This is a genomic window from Desulfospira joergensenii DSM 10085, assembly GCF_000420085.1.
Classification (GTDB): domain Bacteria; phylum Desulfobacterota; class Desulfobacteria; order Desulfobacterales; family Desulfobacteraceae; genus Desulfospira; species Desulfospira joergensenii.
The window spans coordinates 409,455-427,508 of the sequence record NZ_ATUG01000002.1 but is presented as its reverse complement, the minus strand read 5'-3'; the positions used below and the strand labels follow the sequence as shown (position 1 = coordinate 427,508).

The following is an 18,054-nucleotide window of genomic DNA, read 5'->3' as shown; positions in this document are numbered from 1 at the left end:
GGCCCGGGTATTTCACGAAATAAATGCCGCCTTCCTGGAAAGGGAAAGACTTTTCATGAGATATCCGGATCCGACGTTTTCAGCCACGAATACACCGGGGGAATCTCATCCACCTCGGGCTGGGACGCCACATCCAAAAACACGGGTCCCTTGCCCTGGAACGCCTCTTCAAGTGTCTGGTCCAGCTCATCCGGGGTCTTTACGGCCATGGCCCTGAGCCCGAATCCCCGGGCCACCATGACCGGGTCGTTGGCCTGAAAGTCCACGGAAAAATACTTTTCTTTGCAGTGCAGCTTCTGCAGCGCCTTGATCCAGCCAAAGGCCGCATTGTTAAAGTGGATCAGGACTGCCGGGATCTTGAGCCGGGAAACGGTTTCCAGCTCCCCTGCGGACATGCCCAGGGAGCCGTCCCCGAACAGCCCCACCAGACGGGCGTCGGGACGGGCAAAATGGGCTCCGACCACCGCTGGGATGGCATATCCCAGTCCGCCGTAGGCCCGGGGGATAATAAACCGGGAACTCTCCCCTTTCAGCCGTAAAAACCGGGTCACATAGGGAGTGGGGGTGCCGGCATCGGAGATGACCACACAGTTCCGGGTCAGGTGCCGGTTCAGGGCAGAGATGATCCGTTCCGGCTTTAAGGGGACTTGATGGGCACAAAATCCGGCTTCTGCCTCTTCCCAGAACCTTTTTCGCTGGAGATTCAATGCGGTTACCCAGTCAGAGGCCTGCTTTTGGGAGATGCTGTCCTTGATCAGGGAAACCAGATCCCGGACCACCAGGCGGGCGTCCCCGGCCAGGCTCAGGTGATTTTCAAAATTGTTGCCCAGCATCTCCGGGTTGAGATCGATCTGCAGGATCTTCTGCTCCTTTGGACGGGAGGGCATGGACCAGTTAATGGTGGAGACCGATCCCATCTTGCATCCCACGTAAAGCAGGACATCAGCCTCTTCCACGGCCCTATGGGCATGGGGATGAAACCCGTTGTCCCCGATCACGCCCAGGGCAAAGGGGTGATCGTCGGGCAGGATGCCCTGGCCGGATATGGTGGAGACCATTGGTGCGGCCATCCACTCGCAAAGGGCTTGAATCTCACTGCCTGCACCGGAGTGGTTGGCCCCTCCACCCACGATGATGAGCGGTTTCTGGGCGTTGACCAGAAAACCGGCCATCTCTTCCAGCTGGGAGCGGGCCCCCCGGGTCCGGAAGGCCGGATAAGAGGTGCATTCCTCTTCAGCGTAAATCCGGTCGGGTCCGGCTTGAAATTCCCGGGTCAGGGCCTCTTCCGGGAAGGCGATGTGGACGGCTCCGGGGCGGCCCGTGGTGGCGATCCGGAAGGCCCTGCGGATGATTTCCGGCACCTTGTCCACGTCCTTGACCACGGTGGACCATTTGGTAATGGATTCAAAGAGCTTCTGGGTATCCAGCTCGGTGATGGTCTGCTTGCCCTCCCCGGCCAGGGGAATATCCGAGGTGATGGCAATGACCGGAATGGAGGAACCATTGGCCTCGGCCACACCCGGCACCGTGTAAAGGGATCCGGCTCCGCTGGGGCATTCGCAGATCCCGGGTCTGTGGGAAAGCCTGGCATAGGCGTCGGCCATGAAAGAGGCGGACCGCTCGTCCCGGGCCATGACATGCCGGATGCCGGGGGGCTGGTTTTTGGCCTTAAGATCGTACAGGGCCTCATAAAGTTTGATGCTGGTATCCCCCGGAACCCCGAAAATCACTTCCACCTGGTATTGCCGGAGCATTTCCACGATAACCTGGGCTCCGATCAGGGGGGTTTTTCCTTTGTCTTCACTATCAAACATCTGAAAATTTCCATTTCATAAAAAAATTTATAAAATATTTAATTAAATTTAAACACAAAAAAACCCGGGTTTGTCAAGAAAAAATTTAAATGGTTAAATATTGAAAAATAAAGAAGTTACAGGAATGTTAAAAACAAAAAGCTTGCCTTTTAACTTTTTATTTAATAAATTTTATGGAACGTTAACCTGCGAAATTCAATGGACATGTCTGATAAGAAAAAAGAAAGGGATCTGACCCACAAAGCCTATGAGGCCATCCGTCAGATGCTCTTTTACAATGAGATCGTCCCTGGTCAGAAAATCAAGTACAACGACCTGGCCGGCCGCATCGGCGTTTCCATGACCCCGGTGATCCAGGCCCTGAAATGGCTGGAGTTCAGGAATATCGTCCGCCACGAGCCCAACCGGGGATATTATATCAATGAGGTCAGCCGCAAGGAAATCACGGAAGTATACAACGCAAGGCTGCTCATCGAGGTGGCCCTGGTGCCGGATATCATCCAAAACCTGGACCGCCCGGGCCTGAAAAAGCTGAAAGTGGCCTTTGACAGGTACAAGACGGCCGTGGCTGAAGACAAGTACCATAAACGGATGATCACGGATATGGAATTTCACATGACCCTGGCCTCCCTGGCCGGGTGCCGGATCCAGCTCAATATCCTCCAGGGGCTGTTTGACGTGCTTCTTTTACGGTATTCCCGGAACCTGTTTTACCTTTCCGTCATGGACGTTTCCCTGCCCGAACACTCGGATATCCTTGTCCTGGTGGAAAACAAAGACGAAAAAGGGCTGGCCCGGGCCCTTTCCCACCATATCAGCGGGGTCAGGGACCATATCATTAAAGGCATGGACCGCCTGATCATCAAAGAAAAGGAATCCCTGGCAGACCTGTCCTTTCTTTGACCGGGGCGTTGAACGGCTGTATTTGATATCAGAATCCCAGAGCCCTTTCCCCGGGGCCGGGGGGAAAGGGCTCTGGGACTGAAATTAGAAGTTTTCCTAGAAGAATACGGAAAGAATCATCCGGGTCCCCACCACATAGAGGAGCAGGGCAAATATCTTTTTCAGCTTGTCAATGGGCAGGCTGTGGGCCAGCTTTACCCCGATGGGGGCGGTCAGTACACTTGCTGCCACGATTCCGGCCAGGGCCCCCAGATTCACGTATCCCAGAGAAAAAGAGGGCAGGTTTTCGATGCCGAGTCCGTTAAGCACGAATCCGAGGGTACCGGCCACAGCAATGGGAAATCCAATGGCCGAGGAGGTGCCGATGGCCTTGTGAACCTGGGTGTTGCACCAGACCAGAAAAGGAACCGACAGGGTCCCGCCGCCGATGCCCACCAGGCTGGAAAAGATCCCGATGATGGATCCGGCGCTGAATATCCCTGCCGTACCCGGGATGTCCCGGGTGGGTTTGGGTTTGATTCCCAGAAGCATCTGGGTGGCCACATAGAGCAGAAACACCCCGAAAAATCCTTTCAAAAAATTGGTCGAGAGCAGGGAGGCGACCCAGGCCCCGAAAAAAGTCCCCACCAGGATACCCGGGGTGATCCGCATAACCACGGGCCAGATCACGGCCCCCCGTTTATGATGGGATCTCATGCTGGATACGGAAGTGAAGAGGATAGAGGCCAGGGAAGTTCCCAGGGCCATGTGAAGGATGTGTTCATGGGGAAACCCCTGGCCGGTAAAGGCAAAGGTCAGCATGGGAACGATGACCAGCCCTCCCCCGATCCCCAGAAGTCCGGCCAGAACACCGGCCACAGCACCAAGAGCAAGATAGAGCAGAATAAATGACATGATTTAAATTTCCTTTATCAATCGTGGCAGGGAAACCCTGCCTTACGGGTTAACATCTTTTTCAACGGCCTCCATGTGCATGGCCATCTCCCGGGACGCTGCCCCGGGATCCTTTTTTTTCAAGGCCCGGAGAATCCTTTCATGGGCCTCCACCGACAGCAGGACCCGTCTTTTTGTCTGGAGATCCTCGGCCCGGCTCTCGGACAGAATCCCCCGAAGCGTATCATAGACCGACCAGAGAACACCGTTTCCCGTGGCTTTGACCAGGGTCTCGTGAAAGGCCTCGTCAAACGCCACCGGACTTTCCCCCCGGGCCAGGGCCTGCCTCTGCTGCTCCAGGACAGCCTCCAGGCCGGCAATATCCTCCGGGGTAACGGTGATAGCGGCCCGGGCCGCAATCACCGGCTCCAGAAGGGCTCTCACCTCCAACACCTCGGCCAGGTGACGCCGCCTTTTTTCCAGGTTCTTTTTGAGCCGGCCGGAAATGATATCTTCGGCCTCCTCGGTCACATAGGAGCCGGCTCCCCGCCGGGAAATAAGAATCCCCTTTTCCACCAGGGTCCGGATGGCCTCCCGGACCGTATTCCGAGACACCCGAAACTCCAGGGCCAGCCCCCTTTCCGGGGGAAGCCGGTCCCCCGGCCGTAAAGACCTGGCTTTGATCCCTGCTTTTATTTTTTGCAGGATCTGTTCCTCCACCTGCTGGCTGACCGGTTTATCCATCCGTTCTCCTTAAACAAAAATTGGCCCAACCAATATCGTATCTACCGATAAAAAGCAAGGACTATACCTGGAATTTTTTAGGTAACGAAAGAGACACTTGCCCCAGGCTGTCGGGTATCGGAAGGACTAAGGATCCGATATAACGGCCGGCCGAAGGAGGGAATGGGGTGCCGCCTTATCCAAAGCCGGACGTCCTGTCCGGCTTTGGGTTGAACTTTTCGCTCCTCCACGTCCTGTGGCCGCAAAAAGTGGAACCCGGCTCTACCCCATTCCCCCCTCCGGCTTCGGATGCCGGCAATTTGAAAGTCCACAATCCTGCCGATCCCCTTTCCGTATAAAAATCCGGAATAATCGTCACAGGACAAAGCCTCGGAGAGGCCGGGGCGGGCTGCGGCGGAGACATGGAGTGGGATTCTATAGAGCCTCTTGATGGAGTTGTGCGGTTAAGAGGGGAAACTGTCTGAACGAAGTGAGTTTTTCCCCTCCAGCGCAATGGAATTTAGAGGCTTTTAGAATTCTTCACTCTGCGGAGCCGCAGGCTGCCCCGGCCGGTGATAAATACTCTGCCTTCCCTTTCATACCGGACTACCCTCAAAGTGCGCCCCGTGAAATATAGGAGTACACCCTTCTCAAATATTGACTATCGGTAAAGCCGTATAATCAATATCAGCAGAATCCCTTGACTTTTCAAGGGGTTTTCCATATGGGTTTTGGGGAAAAGGATTGAAAATTGGCAATTGCGTAAATACGTAAAATCTATGTTGAACTCATGATAACGATATGAAACAGAACATATATGATAACCCCGATTTTTTTAGGAGTTACATGGAGCTGCGGGCGAATGAAAGCGGGTTCAATACCGCTGTTGAAGAGCCTGCGGTATATAGTCTCCTGCCGTCTCTTAATGGCCTTCGAATTTTGGATATCGGTTGCGGTTTTGGAAAATTTGTATCTTTTTGCCTTCAAAATAAAGCAGCATATATTTTAGGCACCGACATATCTCAAAATATGATTTCGGAAGCTAAAAAACGGTTTAAAGATCCAAGGGCAAATTTCGCAGTCGTTCCCGCTGAGGATTTTAAAGCGGAGAATGGGTCATTCGATTTGGTCGTTTCTTCAATGTGCTTTCATTATATCAGAGATATCAAACCGGTATTTGAAAAAGTGGGGCTATCTCTTAGAGAAAACGGACACTTTATTTTTTCTGTAGAACACCCGATCTGCACATCTTTGCTTAAAGGGTGGTGCAACTCAGAAAATGCCCCGAAGAAACATTGGCCGGTTGATGATTATAAAAAGGAAACTTTACGTGTTTCTCGTTGGTTCGTTGATGGTGTTATTAAATATCACAGAACAATTGAAACTTACGTAAACGAACTCATTGACGCTGGTTTTTCAATAAAAAGGCTTCTTGAGCCCGGCCCAACCCCAAAAGCAATTGCTGAAACGCCCGGGCTTTTGGAACACCTAAGGCGCCCACCAGTTCTTGTATTGGCCGGCACAAAACAAACCCGCCAAAACATACAGCCGACGCAAAAAAGCCGTGTGGCTGATTAGCGTTATGCCTCGACATAAATCAGCACCTTGCCTGGCGGAAGAATGAAATAGACGAAGGTCTCAGAGAATGTCCGTACTATTTGACAACACAAGTCCTTACAGACCCATTGAATCTTGGATATATGACCGTGTGATTGCTCCCGCGGTCATGGAACTTGCCAGACCAATGGACAGACTGGTTTTTGATTTCCTTGGGGATGGAGCCAAGATACTGGAAGTCGGCTGTGGGGGTGGACATCTTGCTGAGCACATTGCCAAAAGACGTTCTGATGTTTCTTTATGTGGAGTGGATCTGGCACTGGAACAAATACACCGTGCCAAAAGACGTTGCAGCGCATGGCAGGACAGGTTGACATTTTTACAAGGCTCGGTATTGGATCTGGCATTCCCGGACAACTGCTTTGATGCAATTATCAGTGTGGCCTCAATTAAGCACTGGCCGGACAGAGTTCATGGGCTGAGAGAGTGCCTGCGGGTACTCTCGCCAGGGGGCATGTTGAATATAATAGAAGCGGAGCGTGGATGCCGTCTGGATAGTGTTCGCGCCTTTGTTGACAGATGGCGTATCCCGGGCGTATTTAAACCTTTGTCTCTGTTCTGGTTCAGAACACGTGTTGCAGGATTAGGCGTCCATATTGACGAAGCAGCCACAATGCTGGAGGCACTGAACCTGCCGGAACATCGTGTGGAAAGGATTGACGGCACTCCCGGCCTCTTAATGTCTGGACGGAAAGCGTAGGGAAATGGGGTTATCAAACCCTGATTATTGCGCGACAGGCATCATAAGCCAAAGAAACCGGAGAATTCACCCAGAGCCGGATGTTCGGGGCAGAGCGGCAGAAGCCGTGGCCACGGGCAAAACGATGATCTCCTTTGGGCCGATATCCGGTGTCCAAAACCATCTCTTTTCATGGATAGATCTTTTTTAAAAATTGCTGGATCCGGCTGTTTTCTGAAGCCATGAGGGATTCAAAACTGCCGTCAAATAAAATATTTCCCTTTTCCAGAAACAATACCCGGTTGGCAAAGTTCTTAACCATATTCATCTGGTGGGTGACCAGAATCATGGTCATGTGACGGCTGGCAATGGTCCGGATGGTTTCAAACACTTCAAAGGCAAGCTCCGGATCCAGGGAGGATGTGGGCTCGTCAAAGAGCATGATGTCCGGGGTCATGGAAAGAGCCCGGGCAATGGCCAGGCGCTGCTGCTGACCGCCGGAAAGGGACCGGGGATACTGGTCTTCCTTATCTTCCAGCCGGACCTGTTCCAAAAGCGCCCGGGCTTTGGACCGGGCCTCTCGGGCAGGAAGCTTTTTCACGGTTTCAAGGGGGCGGACAATATTGTTTAGGACGGTATAATGGGGAAACAGGTTGAATTGCTGGAATACCATTCCCACCCGCCCGGCCACCGATTGGGTGGATTCCACGAGGGTTCCGCCGATGTTCACACGGCCGGAATCCACCTTTTCCAGGCCGTTGAGGCAGCGGATCAGGGTGCTTTTTCCCGAACCGCTGGGGCCGATGATGGCCAGGATTTCTCCTTTATCGATGGAAAGGCTGATCCCGTCCAGCACCCGGGTTTGGCCAAAGGATTTGCTGATATTTTTAACCTGGATCAGGGGGTCCATTTGATGCCTTTTTTCTCGATCCACCTGGAGATCAGGGCCACGGTATAGGTCATGATAAAGTAGATCATTCCGATGGTGATATAAATTTCAAAGGGGCTCAGGGTGCGGGCGTAGATCTGGCTGCCGATACGCGTGATCTCTGCGATGGAAAGCACCGACACCAGAGAGGTCTCCTTGATCATGGTGGAAAAATAGTTCATGAAGGTGGGCAGGGCGACCCGGAAGGCCTGGGGCAGGACAATGTGGATAAATACCTGGCTGCGCCCGTATCCCAGGCAAAGGGCCGCCTCATGCTGGCCCCGGTCCACGGAGCTGATGGCCGCCCGGACCACTTCGGACATGTATGCCCCGGAGTTCAGGGACAGGCCGATCACTGCCGCGGTAATGGGCTCCAGTACAATTCCAAAGGTGGGCAGGCCGTAATAGATGAAAAAAAGCTGGATCAGCAGCGGGGTTCCCCGGAAAATTTCCACATAGCATCCCAGGAAAAGATTCACCGGCCGGGGCAGAGGTCCGGACCGGAGCACACCCGTCACCACCGAAACCACAAGCGCCACCAGGAAAGAGGCCACCCCGATGATCAGGGTGACCTTTGAGGCCTGGATCAGCTGGGGAATGTAGGGAACAAGAAAGGAAAAATCCAGATCCACAGGTTAGATCCCCTTAAAGGGACAGCCATTTCTGGGAAACTGCGTCAAAGGCCCCGTTCTCCTTGATTTTGTCGATGGCCTGGTTGATCTGCCGTACCAGGGTATCGTCTCCGTGATCCATGACCACCACAATCTCCACGGACCGGACCGGGTCATTGACGATTTTAAGGTCTTTGTTTCCCTTGACCTTGGTGGCGGCGTAGGCAAATCCTACAACCACGGCATCGGTACGGCCGTTCTTAAGGTCGATGAGCGCTTCAGGATTCCGGTTGTACCGGCGGATGTCAGAGGCCACAATCCCCATATCTTTCAGACTGTCCACGGCCACTTCACTGGTGCAGTTGGCCTGGACCCCGATCACCTTTCCGGCCAGGTCTTCTTTGGATCCAATGTCCTTGACACCGGTCCGGGTAACGATAATCTCGCTGAGCCGGAGGTAGGGTTTGCTCATGGAGACGCTTTTGGATGCCTGGGTGGCCTCTTCCGGGGACATGCAGGAGATCACGATGTCATGGTCTCCTTTTTTCATGCCGGCGACCAGGCCTTCCCAGGCCGTATCCTTCATGACGACTTCAAGCCCCATGGCCTTTCCAAGGGCTCTGGCAAAATCCGAATCAAATCCCTCGACCTTGCTGTCCGTGTTCCTGAAGGAAAAAGGGGGATATTCCGGGCAGTTGCCCACAACAAGTTTTTTGGCGGCGACGATCTTTTCCCATTTGCCGGAGCCGGCATTTGCCGTTGAAATCGTGAGACAGAGGGCCAGCAGACCAAACACAAAAGCGGTAAACAGATTCTTTTTCATCATTGGTTTTCCTTTTCATTAAAATGCATTGTTTGGTTTAAAAAAAGCACTGTCAAAGACAGGCGTTGTAAATCTTTTCCAGGGCGCGGTTCCCATGATCCGGCGATTCAAACCGGGGTTCGAACAAAAGATAAAGGCCGTCCGGCCCGAGTTCCCGGACGGCAAGGACCGCCTCATCCACCCGGTGGCAGACAATTTCCAGAAGCATGCCCTTTTCCTTGATCCGTTTGAGTTCCGGCAGAAAATCCCGGACCCCGTCCAGATAGGGCTCGGGATTCCAGAAGATTCCGTCCAGGGAATCGATTCCGGAGAGATCATCGATAAACCGGGCATGCCGGACCGAGCACATGTTAAACAGGGTGTGGTCCATATGATCGCAGACCTGGGCAATCTCCGGGAGGATAAACTCCTGGAACATCTCCGGGGAAAGCATGAGGCTGAAGTCGCAGCGGACCCCTTCAAACTTTCCTTCGCAGAAAACCTGGAACCAGCAGGCAGACTCCCCGTATCCGGCCTCCTGTAAAAATTGATAAAAATAATCGTAAAAATCCAGGTAGGTACAGGTCATCTCCCGGACCCGCTTGCGGATGGTTTCTTTGTCCGTGATCAGGGCCTTGAGCAGATCCTGGCTGCCGCACAGCCCGTAAAGGGTAGACAGAGCATCCAGGGTCATGGGGGGATTGACCAGGGCCCGCCGGCCCACGTGGCGGATGACGGCTTCATAGCAGGCCTTGAGCTGCCGGGCCAGGGGGTGGTCCGGAGTGAAGGCCGGTGCAGGACGGTTCAGATCAAATTTTCCCGGTTTAAAATCGATAAAGTCTCCGGTGCTGCTGTAATCGTAGTCCCCGCCGGCCAGCACGGCCGTATTGGTGATATCGAGACCGACCATGAGGCTTGCCACCGGCATGGCATCCCCCAGAAAACAGGTGCCGTCAAGGTAATTTTGAACCATGGAAAGATGCCACTCCGGACAGAGATCCCAGACTTTGCGAGGAAGCCCGGTGGTCCAGGGAGCCGGCTCAAAGCCCGGTCTGTCGGCCACGGCAAATACAAGGGGAGTGCCTTGGGAACGCTTCTCCCAGAATGCCCGGTGCCGCCGCCGGCAGGCGGCTTCGTTTTCTTTATCCGTATAGGTCATCAACGGCTGTTTCCTTTTTTAAAGCCCTGTAGTTTAGGGAACAGGAAAACATCCGTCAAATCGTTTATCAGAATGGATTTGTAAGGGTCTATTGGAAAAATAAATAGAAGCAGGACTCCCGGGCAGAAAGTATATCAGGCGTCCAGGACCCGGGACAATTCATCAATCAGCCCGGGAAGAGAGGCTTTTGCCTCCGCCTCATCCAGACCGTAAAATTGCAGGGAAAGCTCTTTTTCCGCGAGCATTTTCTGAAAGGTTTCCATGAAGATCCCGGGTTCCTTCACCCATTTAAGATTTTCCACTTTTTTCCAGGTCTCTTTGGAATCCAGAAAATCACCGCCCCACTGTCCGGAACGGCAGGTCTTTTTCACCCCGCATGAAGGGCTGCCGTCGACACCGACAATCCCCAGAAGATTGTATCCCTGCTCCCGGTACATGGCCGCCTGGCGGACAAAGGGGATAAGAAGCCGGGCATAGCAGTCCGAGAAAAAGGGATGGGACAACTGATCCTTGACATGCCCCCAGCGCTGCACCCCCAGGATCTCGGTTTCCGGGCAGGGCAACTGAATCATGCCGACTTCATGATCCGTTAAAAAATCTACAAGCCCGCGGACCGCAGCCGGATAAGAGGCCAGCCCGTCAACCTTGGCGTTCACATTCAGAATACAATGGGCCAGAAAGATGATTTTTTTCCGCGTTTCATGAGCATGACTCCTTTAAACAAAACCGGGTAAAAGCCGGGCAGCAGCAATGAACGGGCCTGCATCCGCAGCAGTGAAACCCACAGTATCAGGATGTAGGACAGGAAGCTCCGTTTTGTCAAGCAAGTATGGGGAATTATCCTTTGCATAATAAAAGAGTGAATGAAAAATTTGAGGATCAGATACAGCGGCCGGCCGAAGAGGAGATGGGGTGCCGCCTTATCCAAAGCCGGACGTCCTGCCCGGCTTTGGGGTGAACTTTTTACTCCTCCGCGTCCTGCGGCCGCAAAAAGTTGAACCCGGCTCTACCCCATTCCCCCCTCCGGCCTCGGATGCCGGCAACTTGAAAGTTCACAGCCTTACCGATCACCTTTTATATAAAAATCCCGAATAATCGTCACAGGACAAAGCCTCGGAGAGGCCGGGGTAGGCTGCGGCGGAGACATCGAGTGGGATTCTGTAGAGACTCTGTCCCCGGATATTTCATGGAATGATTTTGCCCTCCAGCGCAATGGAAATTAGAGGCTGTATAGGGGGGTGATAAGTTAGAGGGAAAACATGTTATAAGTGATTGACCGATTGAATGGTGCGGCCGTGTTAGGTCTTATTTTCTAGGCCGATTTCAAAGTTGTTTTGATGCGATACTTTTGTGAGACTTTTATGATTCTTTTCCTATACCAGGATGATACCTTTTATTGGTAAATACTTTTCGGTTGTATCGCCATAAAGGACGAAGGTCATGACTCATGTTAATAACTGCATGAAAATACCGGCAATCAAGGGCCTGACGTTTACGTCTTTCCAGCCAGAGCTGGGTTTCTGTTGAACCACATAAAGGGCAGCTGCGATGCTTGCAGGAGTTGTGCATTAAAACTTCATAGTCCCCGTTGGGACAGGCCTCAATATGGTATCCCTTTTCAGACGTCCGGCAAGTTATGATATTGCCTGCGGCATGGTACCGTCTTCTGCCCAGCACCCGTGTTTTACGGTAGGCCTCAAAGTGATCCTTGAAGATTTTTTGTACGATGCCTGGTTTCATTCCATTCCTGGGGGCAGTCCCGGTTTGATTTCTGCCTTGCACTCCTTTAAAAGCTCTAATGCCCTTTTTTCACCGAATTCTTCCACCATCTCATCCCACACGGGTGTATCCTTGATGCCCTTGATGAAATTTTGCGTAAACCTCTCTGAAAACGCTTGTTCGAAACTCTTCTTTTCTTTCCTGCGACGCTTTAACCTCTTGGCTTTTCCCATGATTTAGATTCCTGATGACCTGTCATCATTCGTACAACGCGGTGCTGACCGGACGGGAAAACGACCGAGAACTACGCAAATGCTAAGTTCAATGATGACGACGAAAAAGCTAAAAATGGCATCGTTTTCCCGGTCCGCTGTCTATGCGGTTGTTATAACTTCTATTAAGATTTCCAGTCTATCTTCAGACCATCCAAACCTTCTTTTTGTTTTTCGACCAGATAGGATTGAATCAAATCATCTATCGAATCGTATCTCACGCTCTTATGTTTGAATTTTAAATAGCTATACTCAAAATTGTGATGGAGTATTGCTTTGCCGTCTTCTTGAAACTCAAGCTGGTAATACTCACCCCCAGCGTCTCCTGCGGGCATTTGTTTCTTGCCAGGAAACCATCCATGGTTTTTTAGATGATTTTCAATTAATTTTTGTACGACACTTTTCCGAATTATTCCATTTGGCAAATTGCTCCGCTCAGGAACATTTAAATGGTCTGTTTCAAATAGTTTGAGAAGGAGACCCTTCTCATCTTTTATTTCATTCAATTCATTCATTGTGGTTATAACGATGAAGCTCACGGGCCGCCGACCAACGGGAGGGAACTTGGGGGGAAAGCGGAGCGCGCCCCAAGCGGTCCGGTGCAAGCGCTTGTTATGTTATGGGTTTTGAGTACCAAGGCTTATGATTTTCATATGATTTTAATTGGTCTAAATAGTCCTTTAGATCATTTTTTAAATTTATTTTATCGATTTTCCTTTTTAGTACTCTCTGTTTGCTCGTTTCAATAAATTTTTTTTGATAGATTATTGCTTTTTGGAAATCACCGAGTCCCGCATGAATTGCTGCCATTACCTTCTTGACCTTATCATCTTTTCGGTCTTTGGCCTTCATTAAAAGTGTTTGAGCCATATCTAAATTTCGATATTTTTCATCAGGACATGTTGCCAAAATCCAAGCGATTTCAAGGTTTGAATTGAATGCTTCTGGATTAAAAACCATGGCTTTTCTGTAGTTATTTATTGCCTCAAGACAATTACATTTCAATTCACTTATTTGAGCTCGAATTATGTATAACAATGGATATTCAGGGTCGATAGAAATCGCTTTGTTCATATCTTTTATTGCATCATCAACCTGCCCCAACATTGCTTTTATAATTGCAACTGCCCCATATGCCCTTAAATAATTAGGATCTACTTCAATTGATTTTGTATAGTAATCTTTAGCTTCTTCGAGTATTCCCTGGGAACTTTTCAAATACCCTAACTGAAAAAATGCCTGGGGATTATAAGGTTCCAATTTTGTGCATTTGATAAAATCTGCCAAAGCTTTATCATCTTCAAATAATGTAAAATATGCAATTCCCCGGTTCAAATACGCCAAATAGTTGTTGGGGCTAATTCTTAAAAGATCATTAAAATATTCGATTCCTTTTTGTTGTTTTCCTTCTATGCAAAGGTCAATGCCGGTATTTAATAAAGTATCAATTTCGGTCTGATTTTCTTTGCAATCAACAGCAGCACTTTGAATCATTATGGCTATTAAACAAATGATAAAATAATTCATAATGGATATACTTAATTTCTTCACTAAACCTCCGGATTAAAAACATAACAATATAATGTGTGGTTCTGTATATCTGTTTATTATCCAGTTTTTAACTGGATAACTTGAAAATTTGAATGTTATCCAACCAATCCAGACAGGCTGATCAAAAAACGATAATCAAGTTTATTGGAGATTAACCATCCCCGGACCAAAAAATCAACAATCAATTTAATATATTATAAACCTCCCTTACGAAATTGAATCTCAAAAATCAGGATGATAATGTATAAAGTTGACTATAACGGTTGAATTGACGGGCCGCGCCACAGCGCTTGAAAAGGCGGCTGAGCTGCTCGCGGTCCCGTCCAATGATTGGTTAGCTGTCGATTTTATTTGTGACTTCAAACTGCTGTTCCAATTCTTTCATAAAATCAAGTTCAGCCCTATCTGTTAAATGCTTTTTCAGAGCTATCCAGGCTTTTTGTGCTTCTCTAACTATATCATTCCATTTGGGATCATCTAGCACATTTTGATCACTCATAATAGTAGGATTGTACTTATCGGCCAATTCATGAAATTTTGTCACAATCTGAACTTCATCTTGGTTCAACCAGCCTTCATAAACTGCAGATTTAAGACCGTCAGAAAGATTAAGGTCATCAAAGTATTGGCACATACATTCAGTGAAAGTAACTAAGATCTCAGGGTGTCCTGAAACCCATAATTTCTGCAACTTTGGTGAAGCAAAATGATGAATGCATTCTATCCAGTTGCGACGCAATGTCTGGCGAAGTTCAATGTCCAATAAAATCTTATCCTATATTTTTACAGCTAACGGTTGAACTGACGGGCCGCGCTACGCCAGTTGAAAAAGGCGGCTGAGTTCCTCGCGGTCCCGTCCAGTGATGGGTTATAATTTTTTATTTTGTAAGATTTTCATTTAATTCTTCAACAATCTTTTTGATTTTTTCCTCTGGAATAATGGTAATTAATGAGGCTTCGCCGCCTGTAATTGGTGAAGATATAGCTGGGACAGCAAAAAGAGTTCCGTTAATGATAATTGCAATTCTTTGTCCCGAAAGTCGATTCGTTATCTGTGCAAATTTTTTGGCCCCTTCTTTTTTGAAAGAATAATTTATTTTTTGCGATGGAATCATTTTATATTTTTTGTCAATTTTTGGGAAATTGGGAGTGTTGGGTTCATAAGTAACAGATTTTAAATCAGATATATCAAGCTCAATGGTATCATTTACCCAGACAACCTTAGGATAATCGTTTTTTTTCCTGATGTATTTTGTGTAACCATCTATTTCTGATGGATCTCTGTCAGCAATTTTTTCATTTTCTGGGTGAACAAGATGAATTTGGAAGAAACTATTATTTTTAGCAAAAGATAAACTACTTGTTAAAGATAGAAACAAAACGAAGCATATTGTGGTTTCAACAATTTTTTTCATAGAGGCGACTACCTTTGAAATTATAACCATTGATTATCATGTCAAAGTTACCTGATAATTTGCAAAATCGCCTATTATCAGGTAAAATTTCCCTACATAGAATTACCCACCCAAATTGATAAATGTCAATGCCAAAAGAAAAAAAGATACTGGAGCAGGTCCGGGATGTGATGAGAGTAAGGCACTACTCCATTCATACGGAAAAGACCTATTGCGACTGGATCAAAAGATTCATTCTTTTTCACAATATGAAATCCAGGGCAGATCTGCATGGGGGAGAAAAAAAAGTGGAGCGTTTTTTAACCTGGCTTGCTGTGGAAAAGCATGTTGCCCCGTCAACCCAGAACCAGGCCATGAATGCCCTGGTGTTTTTATACAAAAAGGTATTGCAGGCGCCTTTGGAAGGCCGGATAGATGCTGTCAGGTCCAGAAAAAGTCCAAACATTCCTGTCGTATTGACCCGCGAAGAAGTCCGCAGCATAATCGGCATCATGCAGGGAATCCCTCAACTGATCGTAAAGCTCCTTTACGGCAGCGGGCTGAGAATCAAGGAAGCCGTCCGCCTCAGGGTGAAAGATATTGACGCTCAGATGAAGCATGTAATTGTCCGTTCCGGGAAAGGGGCAAAAGACAGGGTAACGACTTTTCCGGCCACTATTCTTCCCCTTCTCGAGAATCATTTGCGCAAGGTAAAAAGCTGGCACGATCAGGATTTGATCAATGGCTACGGTGAAGTCTATCTGCCCCACGCCCTGTCCAGAAAATACCCGAATGCGGCAAAAGAATGGTCCTGGCAGTACGTATTCCCTTCACGGCAATTATCAAAGGATCCAAGAATCAATAAGACAAGACGTCATCATGTAGATCCCAGCCTGGTCAACAAAGCCATTAAAAGAGCGGTAAAACAACTGGGCATTAACAAAAAGATCAGCGCCCACACTTTCCGGCACAGCTTTGCAACCCATCTTCTGGAAAAAGGCACTGATATCAGAACAATCCAGGCACTACTGGGCCACAAAGACGTTTCCACAACTATGATATATACCCATGTCCTTCAGCAGGGAGGACATGGCGTACCAAGCCCCCTTGATGATCTTTGAACAGGATCCTGACGGATTCTTTTCACAGACCGGGAGGCGGTTGGGAACTGCGGTGGAGACATCGCGGGGGATTCCTTACAGGCTCTTGATGGAGCGGAGCGGCAAAAGGGTGATCTGTTTGAGCGTCAGCGAGTTTCACCCTTTCGCGGAGCGGAATGTAGAGCCTGTTGGAATTCTGCCCGCTGCGGAGCCGCAGTTCCCAACCGCCGGCTCCTTGCCTTTGCCTGTCCCCTTTTCCATCCCTGGCTGTGGTCCTTTTCTTGCCGGAGCTGTTCCCCTCAGATTTTTTTCCGGCCGAACGGGATGTTCAGCTTTTTCATCCGCTTGCGCAGGGTGGAGGGATGGATGTTCAAAATCCTGGCCGCGCCTTTGTCCCCCTCCACCCTTCCCCGGCACATGTCCAGGACCCGGATGATGTGAGAGGACATGACCCGGTCCAGCTCCAGATTTTCAGCCAAAGCCGGGGAAGGGTCAATCTCCGGCAGAGCCGGAGCTTCCTTCCCTTGGGTGGTGATCTCCTTGAAAAGGAGATGGCTGCCCCGGTCAAGGATCAAAGACCGCTCCACGGCATTTTCCAATTCCCTTATATTGCCGGGCCAGTGGTAATTCAAAAGCCTTTCCATGGCCCCTGAAGAGGGGGTAGGGATGTTGTTCCGCTTCATCTCCCCGGATTTTTTCTGGATAAAGTGGCGGACCAGGTCCGGGATGTCCGTCTTTCTTTCCCTCAGGGGAGGGATGGCGATGGGAAAGACCCGGAGCCGGAAAAACAGGTCCGGCCGGAAGGTTCCTTCGGCCATCATCTTTTCCAGGTCCCTGTGGGTGGCGGCAATGATCCGGATATTCACCTTGACGGTTTCAGAGCCTCCTACCCGGTCGATCTCCTTTTCCTGGAGCACCCGCAGCAGCCGGACCTGGGCCCCGGCCGTGAGTTCCCCGATCTCGTCCAGAAACAGGGTGCCGCCCTGGGCCCGCTCGATTCTCCCCCGTTTCCGAGTTACCGCCCCGGTAAAGGCCCCTTTTTCATACCCGAACAGCTCAGAGTCCAGGAGGGAGGGGGCGATTGCCCCGCAGTTGACCCGGATAAAAGGGCCTTCCTTTCTCAGGGACAGATTGTGGATGGCATTGGCAATGACCTCTTTTCCCGTGCCGGTCTCCCCCAGAAGCAGAACCGGGCTCTCCAGGGGGGCGACCTGGAGGACCATGTCCATGACTTCTTTCAGTCCCTGACCCGTACCCACAAGGGTTTCCCCGGACATCCGGTTCAACTCTTCCTGGAAGTACCGGTTATCGTCGGCCAGGCGCTCCTTGAGGTTTTTCAATTCCCTGAACCGCAGGGCATTGGTCAGGGCAATGGCGCAGGGCTTGACCAGAAGGCTTAAGAGATGAACATGGCGGGGAGAGAAGTTTTCCCGGCCGTTGTTGAACACGGAGAAAACCCCGAGCATGGTTTTTTCCAGGACCAGATCCATGACCACGGCGGAGCGGTCCCAGGCCTGAAGCCGGTCTGCCACGGGTCCGGTGATTGGATCCTCTCCCAGGCGCTCTATGACCCTGACCCGGTCCAGGCGCTGTTCCTCCACCTGTTTTCTGCCCCGGGCAGACAGGGGAATCTTCATGGAAACCGCCTCGTACTGTTCCGGGGTGGCATGGGCAATGGTTTCCACAACCCCGGCTTCGCGGTGGTAGACATGAAATCCCATACGGCCGGCCGGGATATACTCCTGAATATAGACCAGGCATTGGAAAAGGGCCCGCTCCACGTCCAGGCTGGAGCAGAGCCGCAGGGTGGCTTCCCTGAAAAAGTCCTTTTCATCCACCCATGCATCCTTGGAATGGGATTGGTTCTCTGTCATGTCATCCTTCAATGTTGTAAATAAGCAATGCTTTT

19 protein-coding genes are annotated in these 18,054 nt (G+C 50.2%); 4 read left to right on the top strand and 15 right to left on the bottom strand.

The window, feature by feature from the left end:
- Positions 1-53: 53 nt before the first annotated feature.
- Positions 54-1,814, bottom strand: a complete 1,761-nt coding sequence (locus tag F608_RS0114255) for a thiamine pyrophosphate-binding protein (RefSeq protein WP_022666324.1) — start codon at positions 1,812-1,814, stop codon at positions 54-56.
- A gap of 204 nt (positions 1,815-2,018) precedes the next feature.
- Between F608_RS0114255 and F608_RS0114250 the strand changes: the two genes are divergently transcribed.
- Positions 2,019-2,717, top strand: a complete 699-nt coding sequence (locus F608_RS0114250) for a GntR family transcriptional regulator (RefSeq protein ID WP_027362762.1) — start codon at positions 2,019-2,021, stop codon at positions 2,715-2,717.
- A gap of 96 nt (positions 2,718-2,813) precedes the next feature.
- On the opposite strand, the gene F608_RS0114245 is transcribed toward F608_RS0114250, so the two are convergent.
- Together F608_RS0114245 and F608_RS0114240 are read right to left on the bottom strand one after the other, a co-directional pair.
- The gene (locus tag F608_RS0114245) at positions 2,814-3,611 is read right to left on the bottom strand and encodes a sulfite exporter TauE/SafE family protein (RefSeq protein ID WP_022666322.1); all 798 of its coding nucleotides are present in this window, start codon (positions 3,609-3,611) and stop codon (positions 2,814-2,816) included.
- Between the two features lie 42 nt (positions 3,612-3,653).
- Positions 3,654-4,334 (bottom strand): FadR/GntR family transcriptional regulator, encoded by a 681-nt coding sequence (locus F608_RS0114240; RefSeq protein WP_022666321.1) that lies wholly within the window; start codon positions 4,332-4,334, stop codon positions 3,654-3,656.
- A gap of 780 nt (positions 4,335-5,114) precedes the next feature.
- Between F608_RS0114240 and F608_RS31990 the strand changes: the two genes are divergently transcribed.
- Both F608_RS31990 and F608_RS34850 read left to right on the top strand, forming a co-directional pair.
- A complete protein-coding gene (locus F608_RS31990; protein ID WP_022666320.1) occupies positions 5,115-5,891 on the top strand; it encodes a class I SAM-dependent DNA methyltransferase in 777 nt (258 codons plus the stop codon).
- A 166-nt stretch (positions 5,892-6,057) separates the two neighbouring features.
- Positions 6,058-6,630 carry a class I SAM-dependent methyltransferase gene (locus tag F608_RS34850; protein WP_022666319.1) on the top strand — a complete coding sequence of 191 codons (573 nt, stop codon included), beginning with the start codon at positions 6,058-6,060 and terminating at the stop codon, positions 6,628-6,630.
- A gap of 169 nt (positions 6,631-6,799) precedes the next feature.
- On the opposite strand, the gene F608_RS0114225 is transcribed toward F608_RS34850, so the two are convergent.
- The 11 genes from F608_RS0114225 to F608_RS0114175 form a co-directional block, all read right to left on the bottom strand.
- Positions 6,800-7,519, bottom strand: a complete 720-nt coding sequence (locus F608_RS0114225; RefSeq protein ID WP_022666318.1) for an amino acid ABC transporter ATP-binding protein — start codon at positions 7,517-7,519, stop codon at positions 6,800-6,802.
- The gene (locus tag F608_RS0114220) at positions 7,507-8,169 is read right to left on the bottom strand and encodes an amino acid ABC transporter permease (protein ID WP_022666317.1); all 663 of its coding nucleotides are present in this window, start codon (positions 8,167-8,169) and stop codon (positions 7,507-7,509) included. The genes F608_RS0114225 and F608_RS0114220 overlap by 13 nt, the downstream gene beginning before the upstream one ends.
- A 13-nt stretch (positions 8,170-8,182) precedes the next feature.
- Positions 8,183-8,974 carry an ABC transporter substrate-binding protein gene (locus F608_RS0114215; protein WP_022666316.1) on the bottom strand — a complete coding sequence of 264 codons (792 nt, stop codon included), beginning with the start codon at positions 8,972-8,974 and terminating at the stop codon, positions 8,183-8,185.
- 49 nt (positions 8,975-9,023) lie between these two features.
- Positions 9,024-10,109 carry a hypothetical protein gene (locus tag F608_RS0114210; protein WP_022666315.1) on the bottom strand — a complete coding sequence of 362 codons (1,086 nt, stop codon included), beginning with the start codon at positions 10,107-10,109 and terminating at the stop codon, positions 9,024-9,026.
- 134 nt (positions 10,110-10,243) lie between these two features.
- Positions 10,244-10,792 carry a CD3072 family TudS-related putative desulfidase gene (locus F608_RS0114205; RefSeq protein ID WP_341833813.1) on the bottom strand — a complete coding sequence of 183 codons (549 nt, stop codon included), beginning with the start codon at positions 10,790-10,792 and terminating at the stop codon, positions 10,244-10,246.
- Between the two features lie 676 nt (positions 10,793-11,468).
- Positions 11,469-11,849: a transposase zinc-binding domain-containing protein gene (locus tag F608_RS35730; protein ID WP_084681153.1), complete on the bottom strand. Its 381-nt coding sequence runs from the start codon at positions 11,847-11,849 to the stop codon at positions 11,469-11,471.
- Complete coding sequence (locus F608_RS0114195) at positions 11,846-12,061, bottom strand: hypothetical protein (protein WP_022666312.1); 216 nt, start codon at positions 12,059-12,061, stop codon at positions 11,846-11,848. Before F608_RS0114195 ends, F608_RS35730 begins: the two co-directional genes overlap by 4 nt.
- A 164-nt stretch (positions 12,062-12,225) precedes the next feature.
- Positions 12,226-12,639: a hypothetical protein gene (locus F608_RS0114190; RefSeq protein ID WP_153307510.1), complete on the bottom strand. Its 414-nt coding sequence runs from the start codon at positions 12,637-12,639 to the stop codon at positions 12,226-12,228.
- Between the two features lie 73 nt (positions 12,640-12,712).
- Positions 12,713-13,651, bottom strand: coding sequence for a tetratricopeptide repeat protein (locus F608_RS0114185; RefSeq protein ID WP_027362759.1), 939 nt, complete (start codon positions 13,649-13,651; stop codon positions 12,713-12,715).
- A gap of 334 nt (positions 13,652-13,985) precedes the next feature.
- The gene (locus F608_RS0114180; RefSeq protein ID WP_027362758.1) at positions 13,986-14,414 is read right to left on the bottom strand and encodes a hypothetical protein; all 429 of its coding nucleotides are present in this window, start codon (positions 14,412-14,414) and stop codon (positions 13,986-13,988) included.
- 115 nt (positions 14,415-14,529) lie between these two features.
- Positions 14,530-15,066: a SecDF P1 head subdomain-containing protein gene (locus F608_RS0114175; protein WP_153307509.1), complete on the bottom strand. Its 537-nt coding sequence runs from the start codon at positions 15,064-15,066 to the stop codon at positions 14,530-14,532.
- A 128-nt stretch (positions 15,067-15,194) separates the two neighbouring features.
- Here F608_RS0114175 and F608_RS0114170 point away from each other — a divergent pair, with 128 nt between their 5' ends.
- Positions 15,195-16,166: an integron integrase gene (locus F608_RS0114170; RefSeq protein WP_022666307.1), complete on the top strand. Its 972-nt coding sequence runs from the start codon at positions 15,195-15,197 to the stop codon at positions 16,164-16,166.
- Positions 16,167-16,444: 278 nt separating this feature from the next.
- On the opposite strand, the gene F608_RS0114165 is transcribed toward F608_RS0114170, so the two are convergent.
- Positions 16,445-18,019: a sigma-54-dependent Fis family transcriptional regulator gene (locus F608_RS0114165; RefSeq protein WP_022666306.1), complete on the bottom strand. Its 1,575-nt coding sequence runs from the start codon at positions 18,017-18,019 to the stop codon at positions 16,445-16,447.
- Between the last annotated feature and the right edge of the window lie 35 nt (positions 18,020-18,054).